Genomic DNA, 19,706 nt, shown 5'->3' with positions numbered 1-19,706 from the left:
ATGGAACGCAGCCACCATGCAATGTGATATACAAATTTCAGGCCACTTAGTTGGGCGATATTACTTCAGCATGGAAGTATCGAGTTTCTTCGGCTGTTTAAATTCACCAGTTTGCAATAGCTCGAGAAGTTCGCTTTTGGTAACTTCATAGCCGCAAGATGCGCAACTAACCTCAGCGAAGTTTGTTTCGACATTAAAGTTTTTTGGGTATGTGAAAAATTCGCATCGGCAAGCTGAGCAGCTCAAATTCTCCAGAACTGTCTTAATATCCATAGGCTCATCCTATTTAACACAATGTATATTCAATAAAATGAAGGAAATCTCTCCTTTAGGAGACCTCTTGGTATACCTGTGAATTAAAATGTACGCTTGAGTTTTGCTTAAGTAAATCACAAGAGGGTGTAAAAGATAATCATCACCATCGTTCGTTTGCTGGATGCCTGCTATCTTATGTAAAACATCACATGAGACCATTGGCATGAAGCTACTGAATAACGAATTTGAATACAGAGAATGGATAGTAAAAGGCTACCTTCATTTGGATGAGGAGTTTCCTTCGGTTTTCGAACCTGACGAGCTTGAAAGAGAAATTCTGCGTCAGGCACCCAAAGAATTCCCTTGCCTTGCACAAATTGTAGAAGGGGAGGGTGGTTACTCCCTGCAGTCAGTTCAATTCATATATCGATCCCAGATAGAAGAGTGGGCAAAGCTGTTCGGCATTGTTAAATAGTCAAAATGAATATTCTAACTCATAGGCGTTTCAGTAGATGAGCACCTAGAAAAGCTTTGAGAGCCCTGCAAAAATGCGGGGCTTTTTCGTTTCTGCACATCAGGTAAGAGCATCGGCTTGGTAAGCTGGGACATTTCCGGCCAGTTAAAGGGGTTAATGCCCTTACCGAAGAGCTTTACCCTTATTCCTGGCTAGTATCAATAATCGCTGAGCCAGAATAAACAGGAGGAGTGCAGCCTTTCAGTTCGCCATACTCAACATTGCATTCAGAGTAACCACTACCTCTCTTGATGACTATTTCACCGTCATAATTTGATGAGCATGAGCCAACCTGTCCGCTATTAATCTCGCATAAAGAAACCTTTCCATCGCTTCTGAGTAGAGGGGCATTTTTCGTTGATGGATATGGCTGGCAATCGGAGAGATTGCCGACGTTGATACTGCACTGCAAGAGTTCCGCAAGTCCTGAAAAACTGGTGAACATGCCGGTGAGCATTAAGACAACGAAGATTTTATTTTTCATATACATGTCCTTATTTGAGTAGTGCCGTCACTATAAAACACTTTCTAGAAGCTGCCGATTCGCAGCCTTTTTTATACTCTAAATTCGGTTGTGAGGACACTCACAGCGATAAAGGTTTATTAATGTCCGAGCAGGTATCACCACGGTCGCTGATTCCTGGGGCTGGATCACAATGTTGTATTTTATTGGTCTAAAAATGGTTAAATTCGCAAATATTGTTAAATGTCATCAGGATTAATCTGAGATGATGAATTCGCCCCTTCAAGAGCTAAGCCATTACGAGTGCCGGAGATAAGCGCCGGATGGGGCAGGCACTACATCTTTAATTACAGAAGTTACTTGAACCCGCCGATATGCGGGTTTTTGCGTTTTTGAGGCTGCCAATTTGGCGGCCTTTTCTCGTTTTGGCGGCCAGTCAATCAGCTAACCACTCATCCTTTCGCAAACGGACTGAGCCGCTAAATACCTCACTACTACGCACCCAACCGGACAACCGGAGGGGGAGACTATGAGAATGGACAAATTGACTACAGGCATTGCGTACGGAGCCTCTGCCGGTAGCGTCCTGAACGGCCTGTTGAATGCATTTAGTCCGGATCAGTGGAACGCTATAGGTGTGCTGGCAGGTATAGCTGTTGCGCTCCTCACATACCTGACAAACCTTTATTTCAAAATTAAAGAAGACCGCCGCAAAGCACTCAGAGGTGAATGATGGCAACTCAGCCTGGTATCAAAAGCAAACTCAGCAAAGCTGTAATTGCTCTGATTATTTCTGGTGCCGGTGCTTCAGCGATCCTAGGCCAGTTTCTTGATGAAAAGGAAGGTAATCGCCTGACTGCTTATCAAGATGGCGTGGGGGTCTGGACTATTTGCCGCGGCGCAACCCGTGTTGATGGCCGTCTTGTTTACAAGGGAATGAAGCTGACAGCAGCGAAATGCGCCCAGGTAAATAAGCTGGAGTCAGATAAGGCGATTGCCTGGGTAAATGGAAACGTCACCGTCCCGCTGACGCAGCCACAAATTGCCGGAATCGCTTCATTTTGCCCTTACAACATCGGTCCGGCGAAATGCTTTACTTCGACGTTCTACCGCAAACTTAATACTGGTGATAAACGCGGTGCCTGCTCGGAGATAAAACGCTGGGTGAGGGACGGTGGCAAGGATTGCAATATACGTGCGAATAATTGCTTCGGTCAGTTGCAACGACGTGATCAGGAAAGCGAACTGACGTGCTGGGGGCTGGATGAATAACAATTTACTGATTGTGCTGGCCTTCTTGACTGGCGCCGCCCTTACCTGGTGGGTTGAGGGAATACGCTGGGATGCTGACGTTTCCAAACTTAATGGGGCCCACACCGCAGAGCTGAAGAGACAAAGCGATCAGGCAGTGATTGACCTGACCAACCAGAAGAAGCGTACAGAAGCGGCACAGATTGCGTTGGCAGCGCTTGACGCTAAGCACACGAAGGAAATGACAGATGAACTGGCTAAGAATGAGAAGTTGCGTGCTGATATTGCTGCTGGTACTCGCCGGGTGCGAATCGCCGCAGCAAACCTTGCCACCTGCCAACTCGTCGGGAACAGCACTTCCGGCAGCGGCAGCCTGGGCGATACAGTACAAATCGACCTCACGCCAGCAGGTGGATCAGCTGTTCTCAGTCTCAGAGAGTCAACCAGCAGAGACGACGAAGTGATCCAATACCTTCAGGGCTATGCCGCTGAAGCTCAGAAGCGTTGCAAAATTAACTGACAGGAAAAAACCATGACCGTAAAAGCAAAATTCCGCTGCCATTTCATTCAGAAGGCAGATGACGATTCAAGCCGCACCATTCATATGAGCGCTGTCACTTCCGGCAGTCATGAAAATGAAGCCTGGTCTAGGCTCACCCCAGGCGGCCAGATTCAAATGCATATTTCAAACCCTGACGCATTCAACCAGTTTGAACAGGGAAGAGAATACTTCATAGAAATTGATCCAGTAGTTGAAGAAGTTAGCATTGGCGAAAGTATTTGGCAGTTACCAAAGAATTGCGGTATTCCTGTTTAATAATTATCTTAACGCATGATAATCTAGTGAGCCGCGGAGTCGCGGGTACGTTAGGATTATCAAAATGCAAAATATAAATCCATTATCGTTAATAACGACTTTAGTTATCCTTAAATCAAAAGGAGAACGTAAGTCGTTAGGCACGGGTTTTTTATATTCAAACGAAAAACAGGTGCTTTTCTTAGCTACGAATTTCCATGTTATTACTGGCATAAGCCCGAATGAAAGAGGGATAAAACCGGTCCTAGGCGATGAGATTGAAATTCAGATAAGAGATAATGCTGGCAAAAGTCACAGCAAAACGCTCCAGCTGTTTAGTGGAGATAAGAAACTCTGGTTAGAGCATCCAACTGATAAATTAGCGGATGTAATACTAATCCCGCTTTTACCAGAGTTGTTCAAGGATGCCACTCCGCGATTTATTACCAAAAAAACTACTATCCAAGATGTACTGATAGTTCCCTCATCGCCTGTTGTTATGATTGGCTATCCACATGGATATCATGATTCTGTTAATAATCTGCCGATATGGAAAACTGGTAGTTTAGCTAGTGAACTAGAAATAAATTTCGATGGAAAAAAATTACTTGTAGTTGATATATCAGCTTTCCCGGGCATGTCCGGATCGCCTGCATTTTATGTTACTCACAATGGGTACCTTACCAAAGGAGGCGACATGATTATGGGTGTGGGAATGAGTGTTCATTTCCTTGGAATTTACGCAAGTATGCAAATGCTCAATGACGATCTTTATCTTGAGCAAGTAGAAAGCGGCACGGGCTATAAGGTGTCTCATAAAGAATCTCTGCAACTCGGACATGTATGGAAATCCAGTTTGATAGAAGAGATTGCAGACACTTTTGATGAGAAAAACTATCCACAGCAAGGAATGCCGATTAAAACTACTCCAAAATTCGTACCAGGTATTTCTTTCAAGTTTTGATTCCCCGTTCATGTATAAGACCGCTCTTTAACCAGAGCGGTTTTTTTATGCATCCAATAAGGCAGGGTCATGGAAGTCACTATTGATGGTGTCCCGTATGCGCCTCCGTGCAATTCAGGACGCTGCGTGCCGATTACCTCGGCAGTAGTTTCAAATGAAATGATTAGCAGTGAAAGGTACTCCCGGCAGGGGGCCTCTCCACGGGGCGGCGGACTCGCGGAAAACGGCTAGTTTTCGCGATCTAGGGTCATCATCATCATCTGTGCAGGTTATTGATTTTATTAATGCCCAAATTGCAAAGATGTCGAATCGTCTAAAAAGTGTTCACCATCATGGACCAAGAAATCGCCTCACTCAAACTCAACATCAATCAACTCGCAGGGATCACCGGCGTGCACCGGCAGACCGTCGCGGCGCGCCTGAAGAATGTCGATCCCGCGCCGGGCAGTAACGCGAAACTTAAATTATTTTCCGTGACTGATGTGTTGACTGAATTGATGATCCCCACGGTTTCAGGTGACGTCGCTGAAATGACGCCATCCGACCGGCTGGCGCACTGGAAGGCCGAGAATGAGCGGCTGAGTTTTGAGCAGAGCATGGGGCAGCTAATCCCCGCGGAAGATGTGGCAAGAGAATTTTCGGTTATGGCGAAAGCCGTCGTTCAGGTGCTGGAAACGTTGCCGGACGTGCTCGAGCGAGATTGTGCTCTGCCGCCGTCTGCCGTGATGCGGGTACAAAATATTATTGATGATCTGCGTGACCAGATTGCGCAGAAGGTCATTGACGCAGAACCGGAGGAGGAGACGTCTGAGGAGGACTGATGGCAAAGCGGGCTTCAGCGCGTGGCATCCGGAGAGATGTACCAGGAATACTTCGCGCCCCGCGGCGTATGCTGGTTGCCGATGCGGTCAGCCAATATATGCGTGTACCGATGGGGGCTGGCAACTCCGTTCCCTGGGATCCGAATCTGGCTCCGTATGTCATTGAACCTATGAATTGTCTGGCATCGCGTGAATACGATGCCGTGATTTTCGTCGGACCGTCCCGGACGGGTAAAACCATCGGCCTGATTGATGGCTGGATAGTCTACAACGTTGTCTGCGATCCCTCCGATATGCTGCTTATTCAGATGACTGAAGAGAAAGCGCGCGAACACAGCAAAAAGCGTCTCGACCGTACTTTCCGCAGCAGCCCGGAAGTCGCCAAGCGCCTGAGCCCCCGGCGTAATGACAACAACGTCTACGACCGAACGTTTCGCGCCGGTAACTACCTTAAAATCGGTTGGCCCTCTATTAACATCATGTCGTCGTCCGATTATAAGTGCGTGGCGCTGACGGACTATGACCGCTTTCCCGAGGACATCGACGGAGAAGGGGACGGCTTCACACTGGCCTCAAAACGTACCACGACATTTATGTCATCCGGTATGACGCTGGTGGAGAGTTCACCGGGCCGTGATATCCGAGATACCAAGTGGCGGCGAAGTTCACTTCATGAAGCCCCGCCGACCACCGGCATTCTTTCATTATATAACCGCGGCGATCGCCGACGCTGGTACTGGCCTTGTCCGCACTGCGGCGAACACTTCCAACCGGCGAAAGATGTGGTGCAGGGCTATCAGAATATTGTCGATCCGGTGGTTGCCAGTGAGGCGGCATTCATTGAATGTCCACATTGCCGGGGAGAAATCACAGCAGACCAGAAACGCGCGCTCAATCAGAAAGGCGTCTGGCTGCGCGACGGTGAGCAGATTGACCGTCATGGTGTCATTACGGGTACCGCGAGACGTTCCCGCATTGCTTCCTTCTGGATGGAAGGCCCCGCAGCGGCATATCAGACCCTGTCCCAACTTGTCTATAAGCTGCTTTCAGCCCAGCAGGATTATGAGGCCAACGGCAGCGAAGAAACCCTGAAAGCGGTGATCAACACTGACTGGGGTCTGCCTTATATTCCACAGTCCAGCGTCGAGCAGCGGAAATCCGAAACGCTTATGGCGCGCGCCACCATGGTAACCAAGCGTACGGTGCCCGACGGTGTGCGTTTTCTGGTAGCGACCGTTGACGTGCAGGGCGGCCGCAACCGGCGCTTTGTGGTGCAGGTGATCGGTTATGGGGCGCATGGTGAGCGGTGGATTGTCGACCGGTACAACATCAAACAGTCGATGCGCACCGGGCCGAACGGCGAAAGTCTGCCAGTTGACCCCGCAGGCTATCTGGAAGACTGGAACCTGCTGCGCACCGACGTGCTGGATAAAGAGTGGCCACTCAACAGCAATCCGGGTGTTTCTCTGCCCGTGCTGGCGATGGCCGTCGATTCCGGTGGTGAAGACGGCGTGACCGGTAATGCCTATGAGTTCTGGCGCCAATGCCGCCGCGATGGCGTCCACAAGCGCGTTTATCTCTTCAAAGGCGACAGCACCACGCGCAGCAAGCTGATCACCAAGTCATTGCCGGACAATACCGATCGTCCTAACCGCCGGGCGGAGGCCCGCGGCGACGTGCCACTCTACCTGCTGCAGACCAATATGCTCAAAGACCGGATCAGTAACGCGCTTCAGCGTGATACGCCGGGGGCTAACTACGTTCACTTTCCTGACTGGCTGGGGGAGTGGTTCTATGACGAACTGACCTATGAAGAAAGGGGCGCTGATGGCAAATGGACGAAGCCAGGGAAAGGGGCGAACGAAGCCTTTGATCTGATGGTATACGCCCATGCGCTGGTGATTTTGCGCGGGTACGAGCGGATAAACTGGGAAAAACCGCCTGGCTGGGCGCTCCCCGTTGAACAATCCGCTCCGCCTGCACCTTCTGATTCACCCTTACCGAAACCCCGCAGTCATCATCAAAAACCGAAAACAACCCGCGCCAGGAAAGAGGAGAAACCCTCTGCCTGGGCGCCATCAACATCAGGAGGCTGGGTATGAATCAGGCCGATATTGAAGACATGATCCAGCAGTATATGACCGCCGAACGCGCCGTCCTGCAGGGGAAATCCATCACCTTTAACGGGCAGTCCATGACGATGGAGAACCTCAGTGAAATCCAGAAAGGGCGGAAAGCCTGGGAGCGCCGGTTAAGCACGTTGCTGGCGGCGCAGCGCGGGCGACCGCAGTACCGGCTGGCGAGGTTCCCGCGATGAGCCTGATTGATGATGCCATTGGTCTGATTTCACCAGGCTGGAAAGCCTCCCGGTTGCGGTCCCGTGTGGCAATCAATGCCTACGAGGCGGCATTACCGACGCGCACGCACCGGGCGAAGCGGGAAAACCGCAACGCAAACCAGCTCACGCAGTTTGCGGGCCGGTCAATCAGGGAGCAGGCGCGCTGGCTGGACAATAATCACGATCTGGTGATTGGCCTGCTGGACAAACTCGAAGAGCGCATCGTCGGCGCGCGCGGCATTGTGGTTGACCCCCAGCCCATCCTGAAAACGGGGCTGGTGGCCGATGAACTCTCTAAACAGATCCGGGCAGCCTGGGCGGAGTGGTCTGTTTCCCCCGATGTGACAGGGCAGTTTACCCGCCCCGTTCTTGAGCGGCTGATGGCAAGAACCTGGCTGCGCGACGGTGAGGTTTTCGGCCAGATGGTACGGGGTTCCGCGCCCGGACTCACCCCGACGGCGAACATCCCTTTCTGGGTCGAGGCGCTGGAACCGGACTACATACCGCTGGAGATGAACGATACCGGGAAGGGGATTTGTCAGGGGATCTATCTCAACGACTGGGGCTGCCCGACAAAGTATGTCGTCTACAAAAATCTGGTGACATCAGGCGTGGCGCTGGGCAATACCAAGGAAATCGCTGCAGACGGCATGATGCACCTCAAATTCATGCGCCGTCTTCATCAGGTCCGGGGAAACAGCCTGCTGTCCGGCATCCTGATCCGCCTGAGTGCGCTGAAAGAGTATGAAGATGCTGAACTGACGGCCGCCCGTATTGCCGCAGCGCTGGGTATGTACGTGAAAAAAGGCGACGGGCAATCCTACGACGATGCCTGTGGTAAAGACAAAGACCCCCGCGAGCTCAACATCGAGCCCGGGATGGTCTTTGATGAACTGGAACCCGGCGAAGAAATCGGAATGATTAAATCCGACCGGCCGAATCCTAACCTTGAGACGTTCCGCAACGGGCAGCTCAGGGCGGTGGCCGCCGGCAGCCGCAGCAGCTTTTCCAGCATCTCCCGTAACTACAATGGCACTTACAGTTCCCAGCGTCAGGAGCTGGTGGAGTCCTTTGAAGGCTACGGCATTCTTCAGGATGCATTTATTGCGGCCGTGACCCGACCGATGTACCGCAGCTGGTTGCAGATGGCGATCACCGCGGGCGTGATCAACGTTCCGCCCGATGTGGACATGGCGACGTTGTTTAATGCGGTCTACAGCGGGCCGGTGATGCCGTGGATTGACCCGATGAAAGAGGCCAACTCCTGGCGCGTGCTGTTACGCGGCGGCGCGGCAACGGAAGGGGACTGGGTCAGGGCGCGCGGCGCGAATCCGGGCGATGTAAAACGCCGCCGCAAGGCGGAAGTCGACGAAAACAAAACGTTAGGTCTGGTCTTCGACACGGACCCGGCAAACGATAAAGGGGAAGCCAGTGCGAAAGAATCGAAGAAATAAACTGGGTGTGTCACCTAAGGCCTCCGCGGGGGACAAAAGCTGGTTCCGCATGAAGGCCAGCGGCGACAAGACTGCTGACATTTATATTTATGACGAGATTGGTTACTGGGGCGTGACCGCCCGCCAGTTCGCCAGCAGCATGAAAGCGCTGGGCGATCTGGACCATATCAATCTGCATATCCACTCGCCGGGCGGTGATGTCTTTGACGGCATTGCCATTTACAACCTGCTTAACAGCCATACGGCGAGCAAAACCGTGTATATCGACGGTCTTGCCGCCTCAATGGCCTCGGTGATTGCCATGGTGGGCAATCCCATCATCATGCCTGAAAACGCCATGATGATGATCCACAAGCCCTGGGGGATCACCGGCGGCGATGCCAACGACATGCGCGACTATGCCGACCTGCTGGACAAAGTCGAGGCCGTGCTGATCCCGTCCTATGCCAAAAAAACCGGCAAAACCCCTGACGAACTTGCCCTGATGCTGGGTGAGGAAACGTGGATGACCGCGCAGGAGTGCCTTGAGCACGGTTTTGCTGACCAGATTTCTACCGCGGTGCAGGCAATGGCCCGCATTAATTCAAAACGTATCGAGGAATTCGACGCTATGCCAAACGCACTGAAAAACATGATCACCAAGCCGAAAGCGACGACTCAGGCACCGGCTAATCCGCAACCAGCCCCGGCGCCGGTGGCCGTGACTGAACCTGCCGCACTGGATGAAAACGCCATCCGCAATCAGGTCATTGCCGCCCAGAAACAACGTGTGACGGGGATCAAAGACCTGTTCGCGATGTTTGGCGGCCGCCATCAGGAATTACAGGCGTCATGCATTGAAGATATCGACTGCACGGTCGATCAGGCCAAGGACAAGCTGCTGGTGATGCTGGGGAAAGGCGCTACACCGTCCAATAAAAACGGCGGCAATGCGCATATTTATGCCGACAACGGGAATTTCACCGGCGACGGGATCCGCCAGGCGCTGATGGCGCGTGCAGGCTACGAAGACCGGCAGAATGACAACGTGTATAACGGCATGACCCTGCGCGAATATGCGCGCATGTCGCTGACCGAGCGCGGCGTCGGCGTTGCGGCTTATAACCCGATGCAGATGGTGGGGCTGGCGATGACGCACACCACCTCGGATTTTGGCAATATTTTGCTGGATGTGGCGAACAAATCTCTGCTGCAAGGCTGGGAGGAGTCACAGGAGACCTTTGAAGCCTGGACGAAGAAAGGGCAGCTCTCTGACTTTAAAACGGCGCACCGCGTCGGGCTGGGCGGCTTCCCGTCGCTGCGTAAGGTACGCGAAGGGGCGGAATACAAATACGTCACGACCACCGATAACAGCGAGACCATTGCGCTGGCCACCTACGGTGAAATTTTCTCCATTACCCGTCAGGCCATCATCAACGACGATCTGAACCAGCTGACCGACGTGCCGATGAAAATGGGCCGCGCCGCGAAAGCCACCATCGGCGATCTGGTGTATGCCGTGCTGACCAGCAACCCGAAATTGTCAGACGGTAAGGCGTTGTTCAGCAGCGATCATAAAAACCTGGCAACCGGAGCCATTGACGTCACGAATCTGGATGCGGGCCGCCAGCTGATGCGCGTTCAGAAAGAGCCAACCACCGGCCGCACCCTGAATATCCGCCCGGCGTTCCTGCTGGTGCCAACCGCCCTCGAAACCGTGGCAAACCAGACCATCAAATCTGCCAGCGTGAAAGGCGCCGACGTTAACGCCGGTATCATCAACCCGATCCAGAACTTTGCGACGGTGATCGGCGAACCGCGTCTGGACGATAACAGTGCCAAGTCCTGGTACCTGGCCGCTGCACAGGGTATGGACACCATCGAGGTGGCTTATCTCAACGGTGTCGAGCTGCCTTACATCGATCAGCAGGAGGGGTTCAGTTCTGACGGTATTGCGACGAAAGTGCGCATTGATGCCGGTGTTGCGCCGCTTGATTACCGCGGTCTGGTGAAATCTTCCGGCCAGTAATCCTCCTCCCGCGTTGCCCGAATGCCCGTAAGGGCTTTTTTATACCTAAAATTCGCCCCCTTCCGGGGCGTCTGGAGTTTTTCAATGGCTAAGAATTTTGTACAGGAAGGTCAGACGATTTCCATTACCAACACCGGCGCTGCCACCATCGAGAGCGGCGACCCCGTGGTACTGGGTTCCCTGCTGGTTGTCTCTCTGGTGGATATTGCCCCGAATGAAACCGGCACGGGGATGGCCGAAGGGGTATTCCTGCTGCCGAAAGTCTCCGCCGATGCGATCCCCGCTGGCACAAAAGTGTATATCGCGGACGGTGAAATCCAGCTGGCGTCTGCGGATGCCGTGGCCGCCGGCATTGCCTGGGACGCTGCCGCCGCGGGCAGCACCGTCGTTGAAGTGAAAATCAATGGCTAACGCCTTTGATGCGTTGGCCGCGCGGATGGATGCGGTCACGACCGCGCGGTTTGGGCGGGAGGTGGTAATCAATAGCACCGTGTTTATCGGTGTTGAAAGCCATTTTCTGCCCGAGATGGGGCCGGTGAGCGGCGATGGCCTGTCTGTTGTGGTTTTTTCTCCCGATTACCGGCCGCACCGTAACGATCAGGTGGTTTATCAGGGAGAAAGTTACATCGTCACCCGTCATCAGATGTTTAACGGGAAGCCACAAATCTGGCTGGAGTAAGGGGAGGGAATATGACCATCAAAGGGCTGGAGCAGGCCATCGCCAATATGAACAGTATCAGTTCGACGGCCGTTCCCCGCGCCTCGGCGCAGGCGGTTAACCGGGTGGCAGGGCGGGCCATCAGTCGCAGCAGCAGCACGGTGTCGAAGGAAACAAAGGTGCCGAGAAAGCTGGTCATGCAGCGTGCAAAACTGAAAAAGGCCACGATAAACCGGCCGGTTGCCACGTTAAAAATCAACCGGGGTAATTTACCGGCCATCAAGCTGGGCGCGGCACAAATGCGTGTCTCCCGGCGTCAGGGCAACCTGCGCGGGCAGGGCAGCGTACTCAAAATAGGCCGCTTTACCTTTCGGAATGCGTTTATTCAGCAACTGGCTAACGGCCGGTGGCATGTGCTCCAACGTTCCGGGAAAAGCCGGTACCCGATTGAGGTCGTGAAGATACCGTTAACCACCCCACTTACGGAAGCGTATACCGCAGAAACCCACCGTCTGATGCAAAGCGACATGCCGAAGGAAATGGCTTCCGCCCTGAAAAATCAACTGAGGCTGATCATTAAACGATGATAAAGCACCCCAAAATCCGTAACGCCGTGCTGGATGCGCTGAAACTTTCGGTGACCGATCCTTCCGTCACCTGGTATGACGGCCGCCCGAGTTTTCTGACCGCTGAAGACCTGCCCGCCGTTGCCGTCTACCTGTCTGGTGCTGAACCCACGGGGGAAACTCTTGATGAAGATGAGTGGCGGGCGACGCTTCACGTGGAGGTATTTCTTAAGGCGGTGAGTCCTGACACGGATCTCGACCTGTGGATGGAACAAAACATTTACCCCGTTGTGGGTGACATTCCGGCGCTTTCAGACCTTATCGAAAACATCACGCCCGAAGGCTATGACTATCAGCGCGATGATGAAATGTCGACGTGGGGCTCCGCTGACCTGCGTTACACACTGACTTACTTAATGTGAGGAATTTATGACCACACAACTCGAACCGACCAAAGGCGCGGGCACAACACTCTGGATTTACACCGGCAGCGGCGATCCCTACGCCAATCCGCTATCGGATCAGGACTGGACCCGGCTGGCGAAAATCAAGGAGCTGACGCCGGGAGAAATGACGGCGGAATCCTACGACGACACGTACCTCGATGATGACGACGCCGACTGGAACGGCACGGCGCAGGGGGCCAAATCTTCCGGGGACACGTCGTTTACACTGGCCTGGAAGCCCGGCGAGAGCGGGCAGCAGGATCTGGTTAACTGGTTTTACGATGGCGCGGTGCGCGGGTACAAAATTCGGTATCCCAACACCGCTGTCGATGTCTTCCGTGGCTGGATCAGCAGCCTGGGCAAAGCGGTGCCGGTAAAAGAGGTGATCACCCGGACGGTGAAAATCACCAATACGGGCAAACCGGCGCTGGCCGAGAGCAATCAGGCCGCTGCAGTACCCGTGACCGGCGTGACCGTCACGCCGTCAACCACCAGCGTGGTGGTCGGACAAAATGCCGTGATCACTGTGGCGGTGCTTCCGGACGGCGCGACAAACGGCGCGTTTAATGTTGCGGCTGCCGATCCGACCGTCGCCACGCTGACGGTATCGGGTAATACCGTCACGGCGAAGGGCCTTAAAGCGGGCACGACACAGATCATCGTGATGACCAATGACGGCCAGAAAGTGGCTATCTGCACACTGACCGTCACGGCGGCATAACGGAGCGAGCATGTTTTTAAAATCAGAACTGTTTGAGTTCAACGGGGCAAACGCCACGCTGTACGAGCTGTCGGCGCTGCAGCGCGTCGAGCTGTTGCATTATCTGGCCGCGCAGGAAAAAGCGTTGCCCAACGATGAGCCCGACGAACAAATCCTGTCAGCCGCGCTGGTTGAACTGAATATCCGGGCGGGTGCGATGGTGGTGGCCATGTCCCTTTGGCACAGCGAGTCGCCGAAGCCGGATATTCACGACCTTCAGCAACAGGTGATGAGCACATGGCCGGTCGAGGCCATCGGGAAAGCGGATACCCAGGTCAAAGTGCTGTCGGGCATGATGGCAATCACTCAGACAACCGGACAGGAAGCCCCGGAGCCCGAAGTATCCGAAGGATCAGACAGCCAAGGGGAAACAGCGGAAAAGCGCTAACCCGTGAAATGGACTTTGTCATGAAGCTGGCGCGTGAGTTCAGACGGCCTGACTGGCGCGCCATGCTTGCTGATATGTCCTCCAGCGATCTGGAGGAATGGCACCGATTTTACGAGTCCCATTACTTCGAAGATGCGCTGCTTGATGCACATTTCGCCGCGCTGAACCTCAATATTTTGTCGCTGGTATGCGGGGAAACCGATCTTAACGTGGGTCATTTCAGTCTGCTAAAACCTCACGTCGTGGAAGAGCAGCCGGATCCCGATGATGAACAGTTAATGGCTATCGCAGAAGGTCTGTCAGGAGGAGTCCGCTATGTCCCAGCCAGTGGGTGATTTGGTCGTCAGCCTTGATGTTGATGCCGCAAAATTTAATGAACAGGTCAGTTATGTCCGCAAGCAATTTACCGGCTTAGGGGCGGACTCGACGAAAGCCGGGACGCAGGTTCAGCAGGCATTCTCTAAACAGGAGCTTGCGGCACAGCGTGCGGGTATTTCCATCGGGCAATATAAAGCGGCAATGCGGATGTTGCCTGCTCAGTTCACCGATATTGCCACCCAGTTGGCAGGCGGGCAAAGTCCCTGGCTGATCCTCCTTCAGCAGGGCGGTCAGATTAAAGATTCGTTTGGCGGGGTCGGGAACGTTGCCAAAATACTGCTGACATACATTACGCCGCTCAATGCGGCTATCGGCGTCGCTGCTGCCGTTTTTGGCAGCCTTGGCCTGGCGGTTTATAAAAGTCAGCAGGAGATTGCCGAAGCCAGCAAAATTATTCAGGAGTCCCTGGGTTTAAGTGGTGGCGCAGCGGAAAAGCTGGCGCAAAATATCCGGGCTATTTCCGATTCTTCTGGCGCGTCGATTAAAAGCGTTGCCGATCTCTTCATCACCACAAAAGATGGTGCTGACGAAGCCACGCAGAAAATGATTGCGGTCGGCTTCAGCTATCTGGATGCCAAAGCCAAGGTCAGTGAATACAAAGGCTCATCTGATTTTACCAACCTCAACACCCAGATCGAAGCGCACCGGCTTAAGGTTCTCGGTATTCCGGATGCGTGGACGGACGCGGAAGAGGCGGTCAGAAATTATTATTCGGGGGTTAATTTAGGCAAGCAAAGCGTGGCATTGGGGGGCGCTATTGATCCCATCGTTGGCGTTCTTGAGCAGGCGAAGCAGTTAAGGGGGGACCTCACAAAAGCCACGATAGACGGAAACCTGGCAACACAGAAATCCGTGGAGTGGATAAATAAGGAATATCTGGCCACGGATGCTGTTGCAGGGGCTGAAGCTAAACTTAAAGAGGCGCGGGAACAGTCACGGAAAATTGCCTTTTCGGGGGATGCGACCGCTATCGCGAATGCGCAAAAACTCATTGCCCTGCGTGAGAAAGAAGTCGAGCAGGCAAAGAAACGGCAGGAACCCAAAAAACAGCGGGTCACCACGTCTGCGGGAGACCGGGCAGAAGACAGTGCGCAGGGGGACTTACTGAGTCTGCAGGCACAGCTTAAGGTGCTGCAGCAGCATACCAGCGTTAACGATGTTATCAGCCAGCAGCGCAAAGATTTGTGGCAAACCGAAAATCAGTACGCCGTCCTTGAACAGGCAGCCAGCAGCCGGCAGTTATCTGCACAGGAAAAATCCCTGCTGGCGCATAAGGATGAAACGCTGGAGTACAAACGGCAACTGGCTGTGCTGGGCGATAAGGTCGTTGCCCAGCAAAGGCTGAATACACTTTCCGACCAGGCGGACAAATTTGCCCAGCAGCAGTCGGCAAAACGCGCCGCTCTGGATGCCCAGGCAGAGGGCGTATCCTCACGTCAGGCAGATCGGGCCGCCACCCTGCAGCGTCTGCAGGAAGCCTATGCGTTTAACCCCTCTGCCCAGCAGCGCGTCCTGCAGGAGCAACAGAAAACGTATGATGCAGAAGACGCCCTGCGGTCAAACTGGGTCGCGGGTGCGAAACAGGGCTGGGCGGAATACGCTGAATCTGCGACGGATGTTTTCACGTCCGTGCAGCAGGTGGCTCAGTCCGGGTTTAACGGGCTTACAGACCAGTTGAACAGTCTGGTCACTACCGGCAAGGCCAGTTTCAAAGACTTCACCTCATCCATTCTGAAAATGATTGTTAACGTGATCGACCGTCTGCTGGTTGCCTATGCCATTCAGTCAGCCATGGGATGGGTAACGGGAAGCGTTTCGGGTGGCGGTAATGCAGGGACGGCAATCACCGGCGGCAGCTATAGCAACCTGCCACTTGCTTATAACGGCGGCTACATCCGCGAGTTTGACGTTGGCGGCTACACCGGGCACGGCGGAAAGTATGAACCCAAAGGCATTGTTCACGGCGGGGAGTTTGTATTCACTAAGGAGGCGACCAGCCGTCTGGGCGTCGCAAATCTCTATCGTATGATGCGGGGTTATGCGACAGGGGGATATGTGGGCGGCGGACAGACGCCAGTTGGCGCTGCAGGAAATATGAGCGCCGGAAGTCCTGTATTTCATAACACCATCATCCTTCAAAACGAGGGTACTGCAAACGCTAAAACCTCTGGCAGTAACGATGAGATGAGTAAGGCGATGATGAATATGCTGGATCAGTTCTGTCAGAAAAACATCACCAATGCTTTGCGCCCCGGTGGCCAACTCTTCAATGCAATGAAAACCCGATAACCCCTTTATAGGTATCCCATGGCAATCGACATTTTCACGTGGCCCACCCAGGTCGCCAGCCAACCTTCGACTGAATATAACCGGACGGTTAGAAAGGCTCAGTTTGGGGATGGCTATGCTCAGATTTCTGAGGAGGGTATTAATTCGGAAATGATTAAATTTCCCTATTCCTATCGCGGCCCGCTCGTGACCTCGCTCGCCATCAGAGATTTTTGCCGCAACCATTGCAGCAAGGCCTTTATCTGGACACCTCCACACGGTGAGAAAGGGTTATATCGGGTAGCTGCTGATTCTATTCGTATGCAACCAAACGGAAAGTTGCAGGCAACCATCACAGCAACGTTCGAGCAGGCCTATTCTGCAACGGTGGCATAATGTCATTAAACAGCGATTATCAAAAACTCGAGCCGGGAAACACTGTCCGGCTTTTTGAAGTTGACGGCACTGCCTTTGGTACCGGTGAAGTCATCAGATTTCATAATTACAATCTGGTTTATACCGAAGCCGAAATTGTGGCAGCAGGTGGAGATGAATCGAAACTGCCTGCGAAATCCATCTGGTGGCAAGGTAATGAATATTCAGCGTGGCCGGTTCAGATTGAAGGCATTGAGGCTTCAACCAGCGGCAGCGGCGCACAGCCGAAACTGACTGTGGCGAATCTTGACGGGTCGATTACCGCGCTTTGTCTGGCTTACGATGACATGCTTCAGGCAGTGGTAACGATTCACGACACGCTGACGCAGTACCTCGATGCCCGAAACTTTGCGGGCGGGAATGCCACGGCGGACGCCAGTCAGGAAAAGCTGCAGGTTTTTTACATCGACAGCAAGAGCATGGAAACCAACATTTCTGTTGAGTTCACGCTGACTAGCCCGATGGATTTACAGGGATTGATGATCCCAACACGGCAGCTTCATTCTCTCTGCACCTGGTGCATCCGTGGCAAATACCGTTCAGGGGATGGCTGCGATTACGCCGGTACCAACTATTTCGATAAGCACGGTAATCCGGTGAGCGATCCCTCGCTCGACGAGTGCAACGGTACGCTGAACACTGGCTGTAAGCCTCGCCATGGTGCAAACAACGCATTGCCGTTCGGCGGATTCCCTGGCACTTCTCTGATTAAGAGCTGATTATGCGTGATAAAACCCTGCAGGCTATTTTTGAACATGCCAGGCAGAGCTACCCGCACGAATGCTGTGGCGTGGTAGCGCAGAAAAGCCGGGTAGAACGTTACTTTCCCTGTATAAATCTGGCAGCCAATCCCACCGAAGATTTTCACCTCGATCCCGCGGGTTATGCTGATGCCGAGGATTGGGGAACCGTTATTTCCATCGTTCACAGCCATCCTGATGCAACGACGCAGCCGAGCGAACTGGATAAGGCGCAGTGCGACGCAACCGAATTACCCTGGCACATCGTGAGCTGGCCAGAGGGGGATTTTCGTACCATTCAGCCGCGCGGCGAGTTGCCATTACTCGAGCGACCATTCGTGCTCGGTCACACGGATTGCTGGGGATTAGTCATGAGCTATTACCGGCAGACACACGGCATTGAACTGACCGATTACCGCGTGGATTATCCGTGGTGGGAAGACGAGCACTCAGATAATTTTTATCAGGACTGCTGGTTTGAATGTGGGTTTCGCGAATTCCGCGGGCTACCAATGCCGGGCGATATGGTGATCATGCAGGTTCAGTCCAATAAGTGGAATCACGCCGGTATCCTACTCGAAGGCAACATGCTTCTGCACCACATGTACGGCATGCTCAGCAACCGTGTTCCTTACGGAGGATATTGGCAGGAACGAACCATGAAAATTGTCAGGCACAAAGATCTGATCTAACTATTTAGACTTACATTATTCCTCTGCTACGATGTAACGAACTGTTACATAAGGATAGGGGATATGAAAAAGATTTTATTAATTGGATTAATGATATTCGCTGCTAATGCACTTGCATCTTCAACTTATACAAAAGATCAACTGAACTCTATGGATTCAATGGGCCAATACCCTGAGCAAGAGGCACCAGTGACTAAAAGTGTAGAAAGCATATCTTTTGAAGAATGTAAATTAAATGCAAGTAGCGCGTATAACCAAGTTATCGGAAGCTACCCAGCAAAAGAGATTGTTGATACAAATGTGCTTTATATTGTCAAGATCTGGACAAATGACGGTGTTGTCATGGTTTCTTGTTCGGAACCAGATAATAAAAAAGTTGTTACTCAGTCCTCTTACAAATAAGGTACAAAATGAATAGGTTTTTTATAATGGCACTGGTGATTGGGCTAACCGGATGCGCCGCTAAGCCTTATGAGGCAACAAGTACAATTTATGATACGAACCTGACTACGGTGAAAGGGAATCTTACTCATGTCCGCGTTCACAGAACTTCACAACTGACTGGCTCTGGTTTAGGGAAAGGCTGCCCGTTAGTGCTTAAAGTAGATGAAAAAGAAATTGCTGGCTTGCAACAAAATCAATATGTAGATTTTTACTTACCCCAAGGAGAACACACGCTTTCAGTTAAGTTTAAATGTGCAATAACTGAATGGAAAAAATCTCTTCAGTTAATAGCCGATGGCAAACCTAAAGAATATGAAACGGAAATAGGCGCCGCTGGGCAATATAGAATGTGGCAAACCAAGTAAATTAAAAGTCGCTTAGGCGTTTTTTTTATGGGGATTAATTTATGGCAGAGGCTATTCCTGAAAAGTTGGCAACAATTGAGTTATATGGGCTGCTTGCAAAGACATTTGGTAAAACGCATCAACGACTGGTGCGTACCAAAGCGGAAGCCATACATGCTCTGTGTAAGACTATCTCTAATTTTGAGAGATTCCTTAATACCAGTAAGCTTCGGGGTCTCACCTATGCGGTATTTGTAGGAAAAAGAAACATTGGCTTCGACGATCTGGGTTATCCAATTACTGAAGAAACTATAAAAATTGTTCCAGTTACGATAGGAAGTAAACGCGCTGGCGCGCTGCAAACAATTTTAGGTGCAGTTCTTGTTGTTGCTGGCGTAGTTGTTGGTGCTTTAGCGGGATGGACTGGTATTGGTGGAGCTGTCGCCGCTGGCATGATCAAAGTTGGGGCCGCAATGGCAATTGGCGGCGTCATTCAGATGCTTTCCCCGCAGACCTCTGGCCTCGCCAGTAAGCAGGATGCCGATAACCAGGCTTCCTATGCCTTCGGCGGCGTTACGAATACTGCAGCTCAGGGATATCCGGTTCCTCTTCTTTATGGAAAACGCCGGATCGGCGGCGCTATTATTTCCGCCGGTATTTATGTCGAAGACCAGCAATAACCCCATCACCTAATTCTTACCTCTAAGGTCGCTTCGGCGGCCT

General features: G+C 52.5%; 26 protein-coding genes. 25 read left to right on the top strand and 1 reads right to left on the bottom strand.

Translation table 11 applies throughout. The annotated features are described in order from the left end of the window. Positions 1 to 478: 478 nt before the first annotated feature. Positions 479 to 730 carry a hypothetical protein gene (locus LC431_RS07900; RefSeq protein WP_166861105.1) on the top strand — a complete coding sequence of 84 codons (252 nt, stop codon included), beginning with the start codon at positions 479 to 481 and terminating at the stop codon, positions 728 to 730. A 181-nt stretch (positions 731 to 911) separates the two neighbouring features. Here the strand turns inward: LC431_RS07900 and LC431_RS07895 are convergent, their stop codons facing one another. After that, positions 912 to 1,253, bottom strand: a complete 342-nt coding sequence (locus tag LC431_RS07895) for a hypothetical protein (RefSeq protein WP_166861103.1) — start codon at positions 1,251 to 1,253, stop codon at positions 912 to 914. A 508-nt stretch (positions 1,254 to 1,761) separates the two neighbouring features. Between LC431_RS07895 and LC431_RS07890 the strand changes: the two genes are divergently transcribed. The 24 genes from LC431_RS07890 (at position 1,762) to LC431_RS07775 (ending at position 19,663) form a co-directional block, all read left to right on the top strand. After that, entirely contained in the window at positions 1,762 to 1,965 is a 204-nt protein-coding gene (locus LC431_RS07890; RefSeq protein ID WP_013577792.1) for a class II holin family protein, read from the top strand. After that, positions 1,965 to 2,504 carry a lysozyme gene (locus tag LC431_RS07885; protein WP_223509664.1) on the top strand — a complete coding sequence of 180 codons (540 nt, stop codon included), beginning with the start codon at positions 1,965 to 1,967 and terminating at the stop codon, positions 2,502 to 2,504. Before LC431_RS07890 ends, LC431_RS07885 begins: the two co-directional genes overlap by 1 nt. Continuing rightward, positions 2,497 to 3,003, top strand: a complete 507-nt coding sequence (locus LC431_RS07880) for a lysis system i-spanin subunit Rz (protein WP_223509626.1) — start codon at positions 2,497 to 2,499, stop codon at positions 3,001 to 3,003. The genes LC431_RS07885 and LC431_RS07880 overlap by 8 nt, the downstream gene beginning before the upstream one ends. Before the next feature lie 12 nt (positions 3,004 to 3,015). Then, on the top strand, positions 3,016 to 3,300 hold the full coding sequence (locus LC431_RS07875) for a hypothetical protein (protein WP_223509624.1): 285 nt from the start codon (positions 3,016 to 3,018) through the stop codon (positions 3,298 to 3,300). 64 nt (positions 3,301 to 3,364) lie between these two features. Continuing rightward, the gene (locus tag LC431_RS07870) at positions 3,365 to 4,243 is read left to right on the top strand and encodes a serine protease (protein ID WP_223509622.1); all 879 of its coding nucleotides are present in this window, start codon (positions 3,365 to 3,367) and stop codon (positions 4,241 to 4,243) included. Positions 4,244 to 4,575: 332 nt separating this feature from the next. Continuing rightward, positions 4,576 to 5,064 carry a DUF1441 family protein gene (locus tag LC431_RS07865; protein ID WP_013577788.1) on the top strand — a complete coding sequence of 163 codons (489 nt, stop codon included), beginning with the start codon at positions 4,576 to 4,578 and terminating at the stop codon, positions 5,062 to 5,064. Beyond that, positions 5,064 to 7,166 carry a phage terminase large subunit family protein gene (locus LC431_RS07860; protein WP_223509620.1) on the top strand — a complete coding sequence of 701 codons (2,103 nt, stop codon included), beginning with the start codon at positions 5,064 to 5,066 and terminating at the stop codon, positions 7,164 to 7,166. Before LC431_RS07865 ends, LC431_RS07860 begins: the two co-directional genes overlap by 1 nt. Then, a complete protein-coding gene (locus tag LC431_RS07855) occupies positions 7,163 to 7,381 on the top strand; it encodes a hypothetical protein (RefSeq protein WP_223509619.1) in 219 nt (72 codons plus the stop codon). Before LC431_RS07860 ends, LC431_RS07855 begins: the two co-directional genes overlap by 4 nt. Further along, a complete protein-coding gene (locus tag LC431_RS07850) occupies positions 7,378 to 8,856 on the top strand; it encodes a phage portal protein (RefSeq protein ID WP_223509618.1) in 1,479 nt (492 codons plus the stop codon). Before LC431_RS07855 ends, LC431_RS07850 begins: the two co-directional genes overlap by 4 nt. Positions 8,857 to 8,905: 49 nt before the next feature. After that, positions 8,906 to 10,864 carry a ClpP-like prohead protease/major capsid protein fusion protein gene (locus tag LC431_RS07845; RefSeq protein WP_223509663.1) on the top strand — a complete coding sequence of 653 codons (1,959 nt, stop codon included), beginning with the start codon at positions 8,906 to 8,908 and terminating at the stop codon, positions 10,862 to 10,864. A gap of 84 nt (positions 10,865 to 10,948) precedes the next feature. Further along, a complete protein-coding gene (locus LC431_RS07840; protein WP_223509616.1) occupies positions 10,949 to 11,275 on the top strand; it encodes a DUF2190 family protein in 327 nt (108 codons plus the stop codon). Next, positions 11,268 to 11,543, top strand: a complete 276-nt coding sequence (locus LC431_RS07835) for a DNA breaking-rejoining protein (protein ID WP_223509614.1) — start codon at positions 11,268 to 11,270, stop codon at positions 11,541 to 11,543. The genes LC431_RS07840 and LC431_RS07835 overlap by 8 nt, the downstream gene beginning before the upstream one ends. Positions 11,544 to 11,554: 11 nt before the next feature. After that, positions 11,555 to 12,109 carry a phage tail protein gene (locus tag LC431_RS07830; protein WP_014416515.1) on the top strand — a complete coding sequence of 185 codons (555 nt, stop codon included), beginning with the start codon at positions 11,555 to 11,557 and terminating at the stop codon, positions 12,107 to 12,109. Then, positions 12,106 to 12,510: a phage minor tail U family protein gene (locus LC431_RS07825; protein ID WP_013577780.1), complete on the top strand. Its 405-nt coding sequence runs from the start codon at positions 12,106 to 12,108 to the stop codon at positions 12,508 to 12,510. Before LC431_RS07830 ends, LC431_RS07825 begins: the two co-directional genes overlap by 4 nt. A 7-nt stretch (positions 12,511 to 12,517) precedes the next feature. Next, positions 12,518 to 13,255, top strand: a complete 738-nt coding sequence (locus tag LC431_RS07820; RefSeq protein WP_223509612.1) for a phage tail protein — start codon at positions 12,518 to 12,520, stop codon at positions 13,253 to 13,255. 10 nt (positions 13,256 to 13,265) lie between these two features. Further along, the gene (gene gpG / locus LC431_RS07815; RefSeq protein ID WP_223509610.1) at positions 13,266 to 13,682 is read left to right on the top strand and encodes a phage tail assembly chaperone G; all 417 of its coding nucleotides are present in this window, start codon (positions 13,266 to 13,268) and stop codon (positions 13,680 to 13,682) included. A 20-nt stretch (positions 13,683 to 13,702) separates the two neighbouring features. After that, positions 13,703 to 14,017, top strand: coding sequence for a phage tail assembly protein T (locus LC431_RS07810; RefSeq protein ID WP_255611171.1), 315 nt, complete (start codon positions 13,703 to 13,705; stop codon positions 14,015 to 14,017). Continuing rightward, on the top strand, positions 13,998 to 16,349 hold the full coding sequence (locus LC431_RS07805) for a phage tail tape measure protein (RefSeq protein WP_223509607.1): 2,352 nt from the start codon (positions 13,998 to 14,000) through the stop codon (positions 16,347 to 16,349). The genes LC431_RS07810 and LC431_RS07805 overlap by 20 nt, the downstream gene beginning before the upstream one ends. A gap of 18 nt (positions 16,350 to 16,367) precedes the next feature. Further along, a complete protein-coding gene (locus LC431_RS07800; RefSeq protein WP_223509605.1) occupies positions 16,368 to 16,724 on the top strand; it encodes a phage tail protein in 357 nt (118 codons plus the stop codon). Then, positions 16,724 to 17,482 carry a phage minor tail protein L gene (locus LC431_RS07795; protein ID WP_223509603.1) on the top strand — a complete coding sequence of 253 codons (759 nt, stop codon included), beginning with the start codon at positions 16,724 to 16,726 and terminating at the stop codon, positions 17,480 to 17,482. The genes LC431_RS07800 and LC431_RS07795 overlap by 1 nt, the downstream gene beginning before the upstream one ends. A gap of 2 nt (positions 17,483 to 17,484) precedes the next feature. Further along, the gene (locus LC431_RS07790; RefSeq protein WP_223509601.1) at positions 17,485 to 18,195 is read left to right on the top strand and encodes a C40 family peptidase; all 711 of its coding nucleotides are present in this window, start codon (positions 17,485 to 17,487) and stop codon (positions 18,193 to 18,195) included. Between the two features lie 63 nt (positions 18,196 to 18,258). Next, positions 18,259 to 18,597 carry a hypothetical protein gene (locus LC431_RS07785; RefSeq protein ID WP_223509599.1) on the top strand — a complete coding sequence of 113 codons (339 nt, stop codon included), beginning with the start codon at positions 18,259 to 18,261 and terminating at the stop codon, positions 18,595 to 18,597. A gap of 26 nt (positions 18,598 to 18,623) precedes the next feature. Then, positions 18,624 to 19,004: a hypothetical protein gene (locus LC431_RS07780; protein WP_223509597.1), complete on the top strand. Its 381-nt coding sequence runs from the start codon at positions 18,624 to 18,626 to the stop codon at positions 19,002 to 19,004. 41 nt (positions 19,005 to 19,045) lie between these two features. Then, the gene (locus LC431_RS07775; protein WP_223509595.1) at positions 19,046 to 19,663 is read left to right on the top strand and encodes a tail assembly protein; all 618 of its coding nucleotides are present in this window, start codon (positions 19,046 to 19,048) and stop codon (positions 19,661 to 19,663) included. The last annotated feature ends 43 nt before the right edge of the window (positions 19,664 to 19,706 follow it).

The organism is Rahnella sp. GSA61A (assembly GCF_019969905.1).
Lineage (GTDB): Bacteria > Pseudomonadota > Gammaproteobacteria > Enterobacterales > Enterobacteriaceae > Rahnella > Rahnella aceris.
Note: the sequence above shows the minus strand (reverse complement) of the source record. Positions and strands in the feature narration are given on the sequence as shown.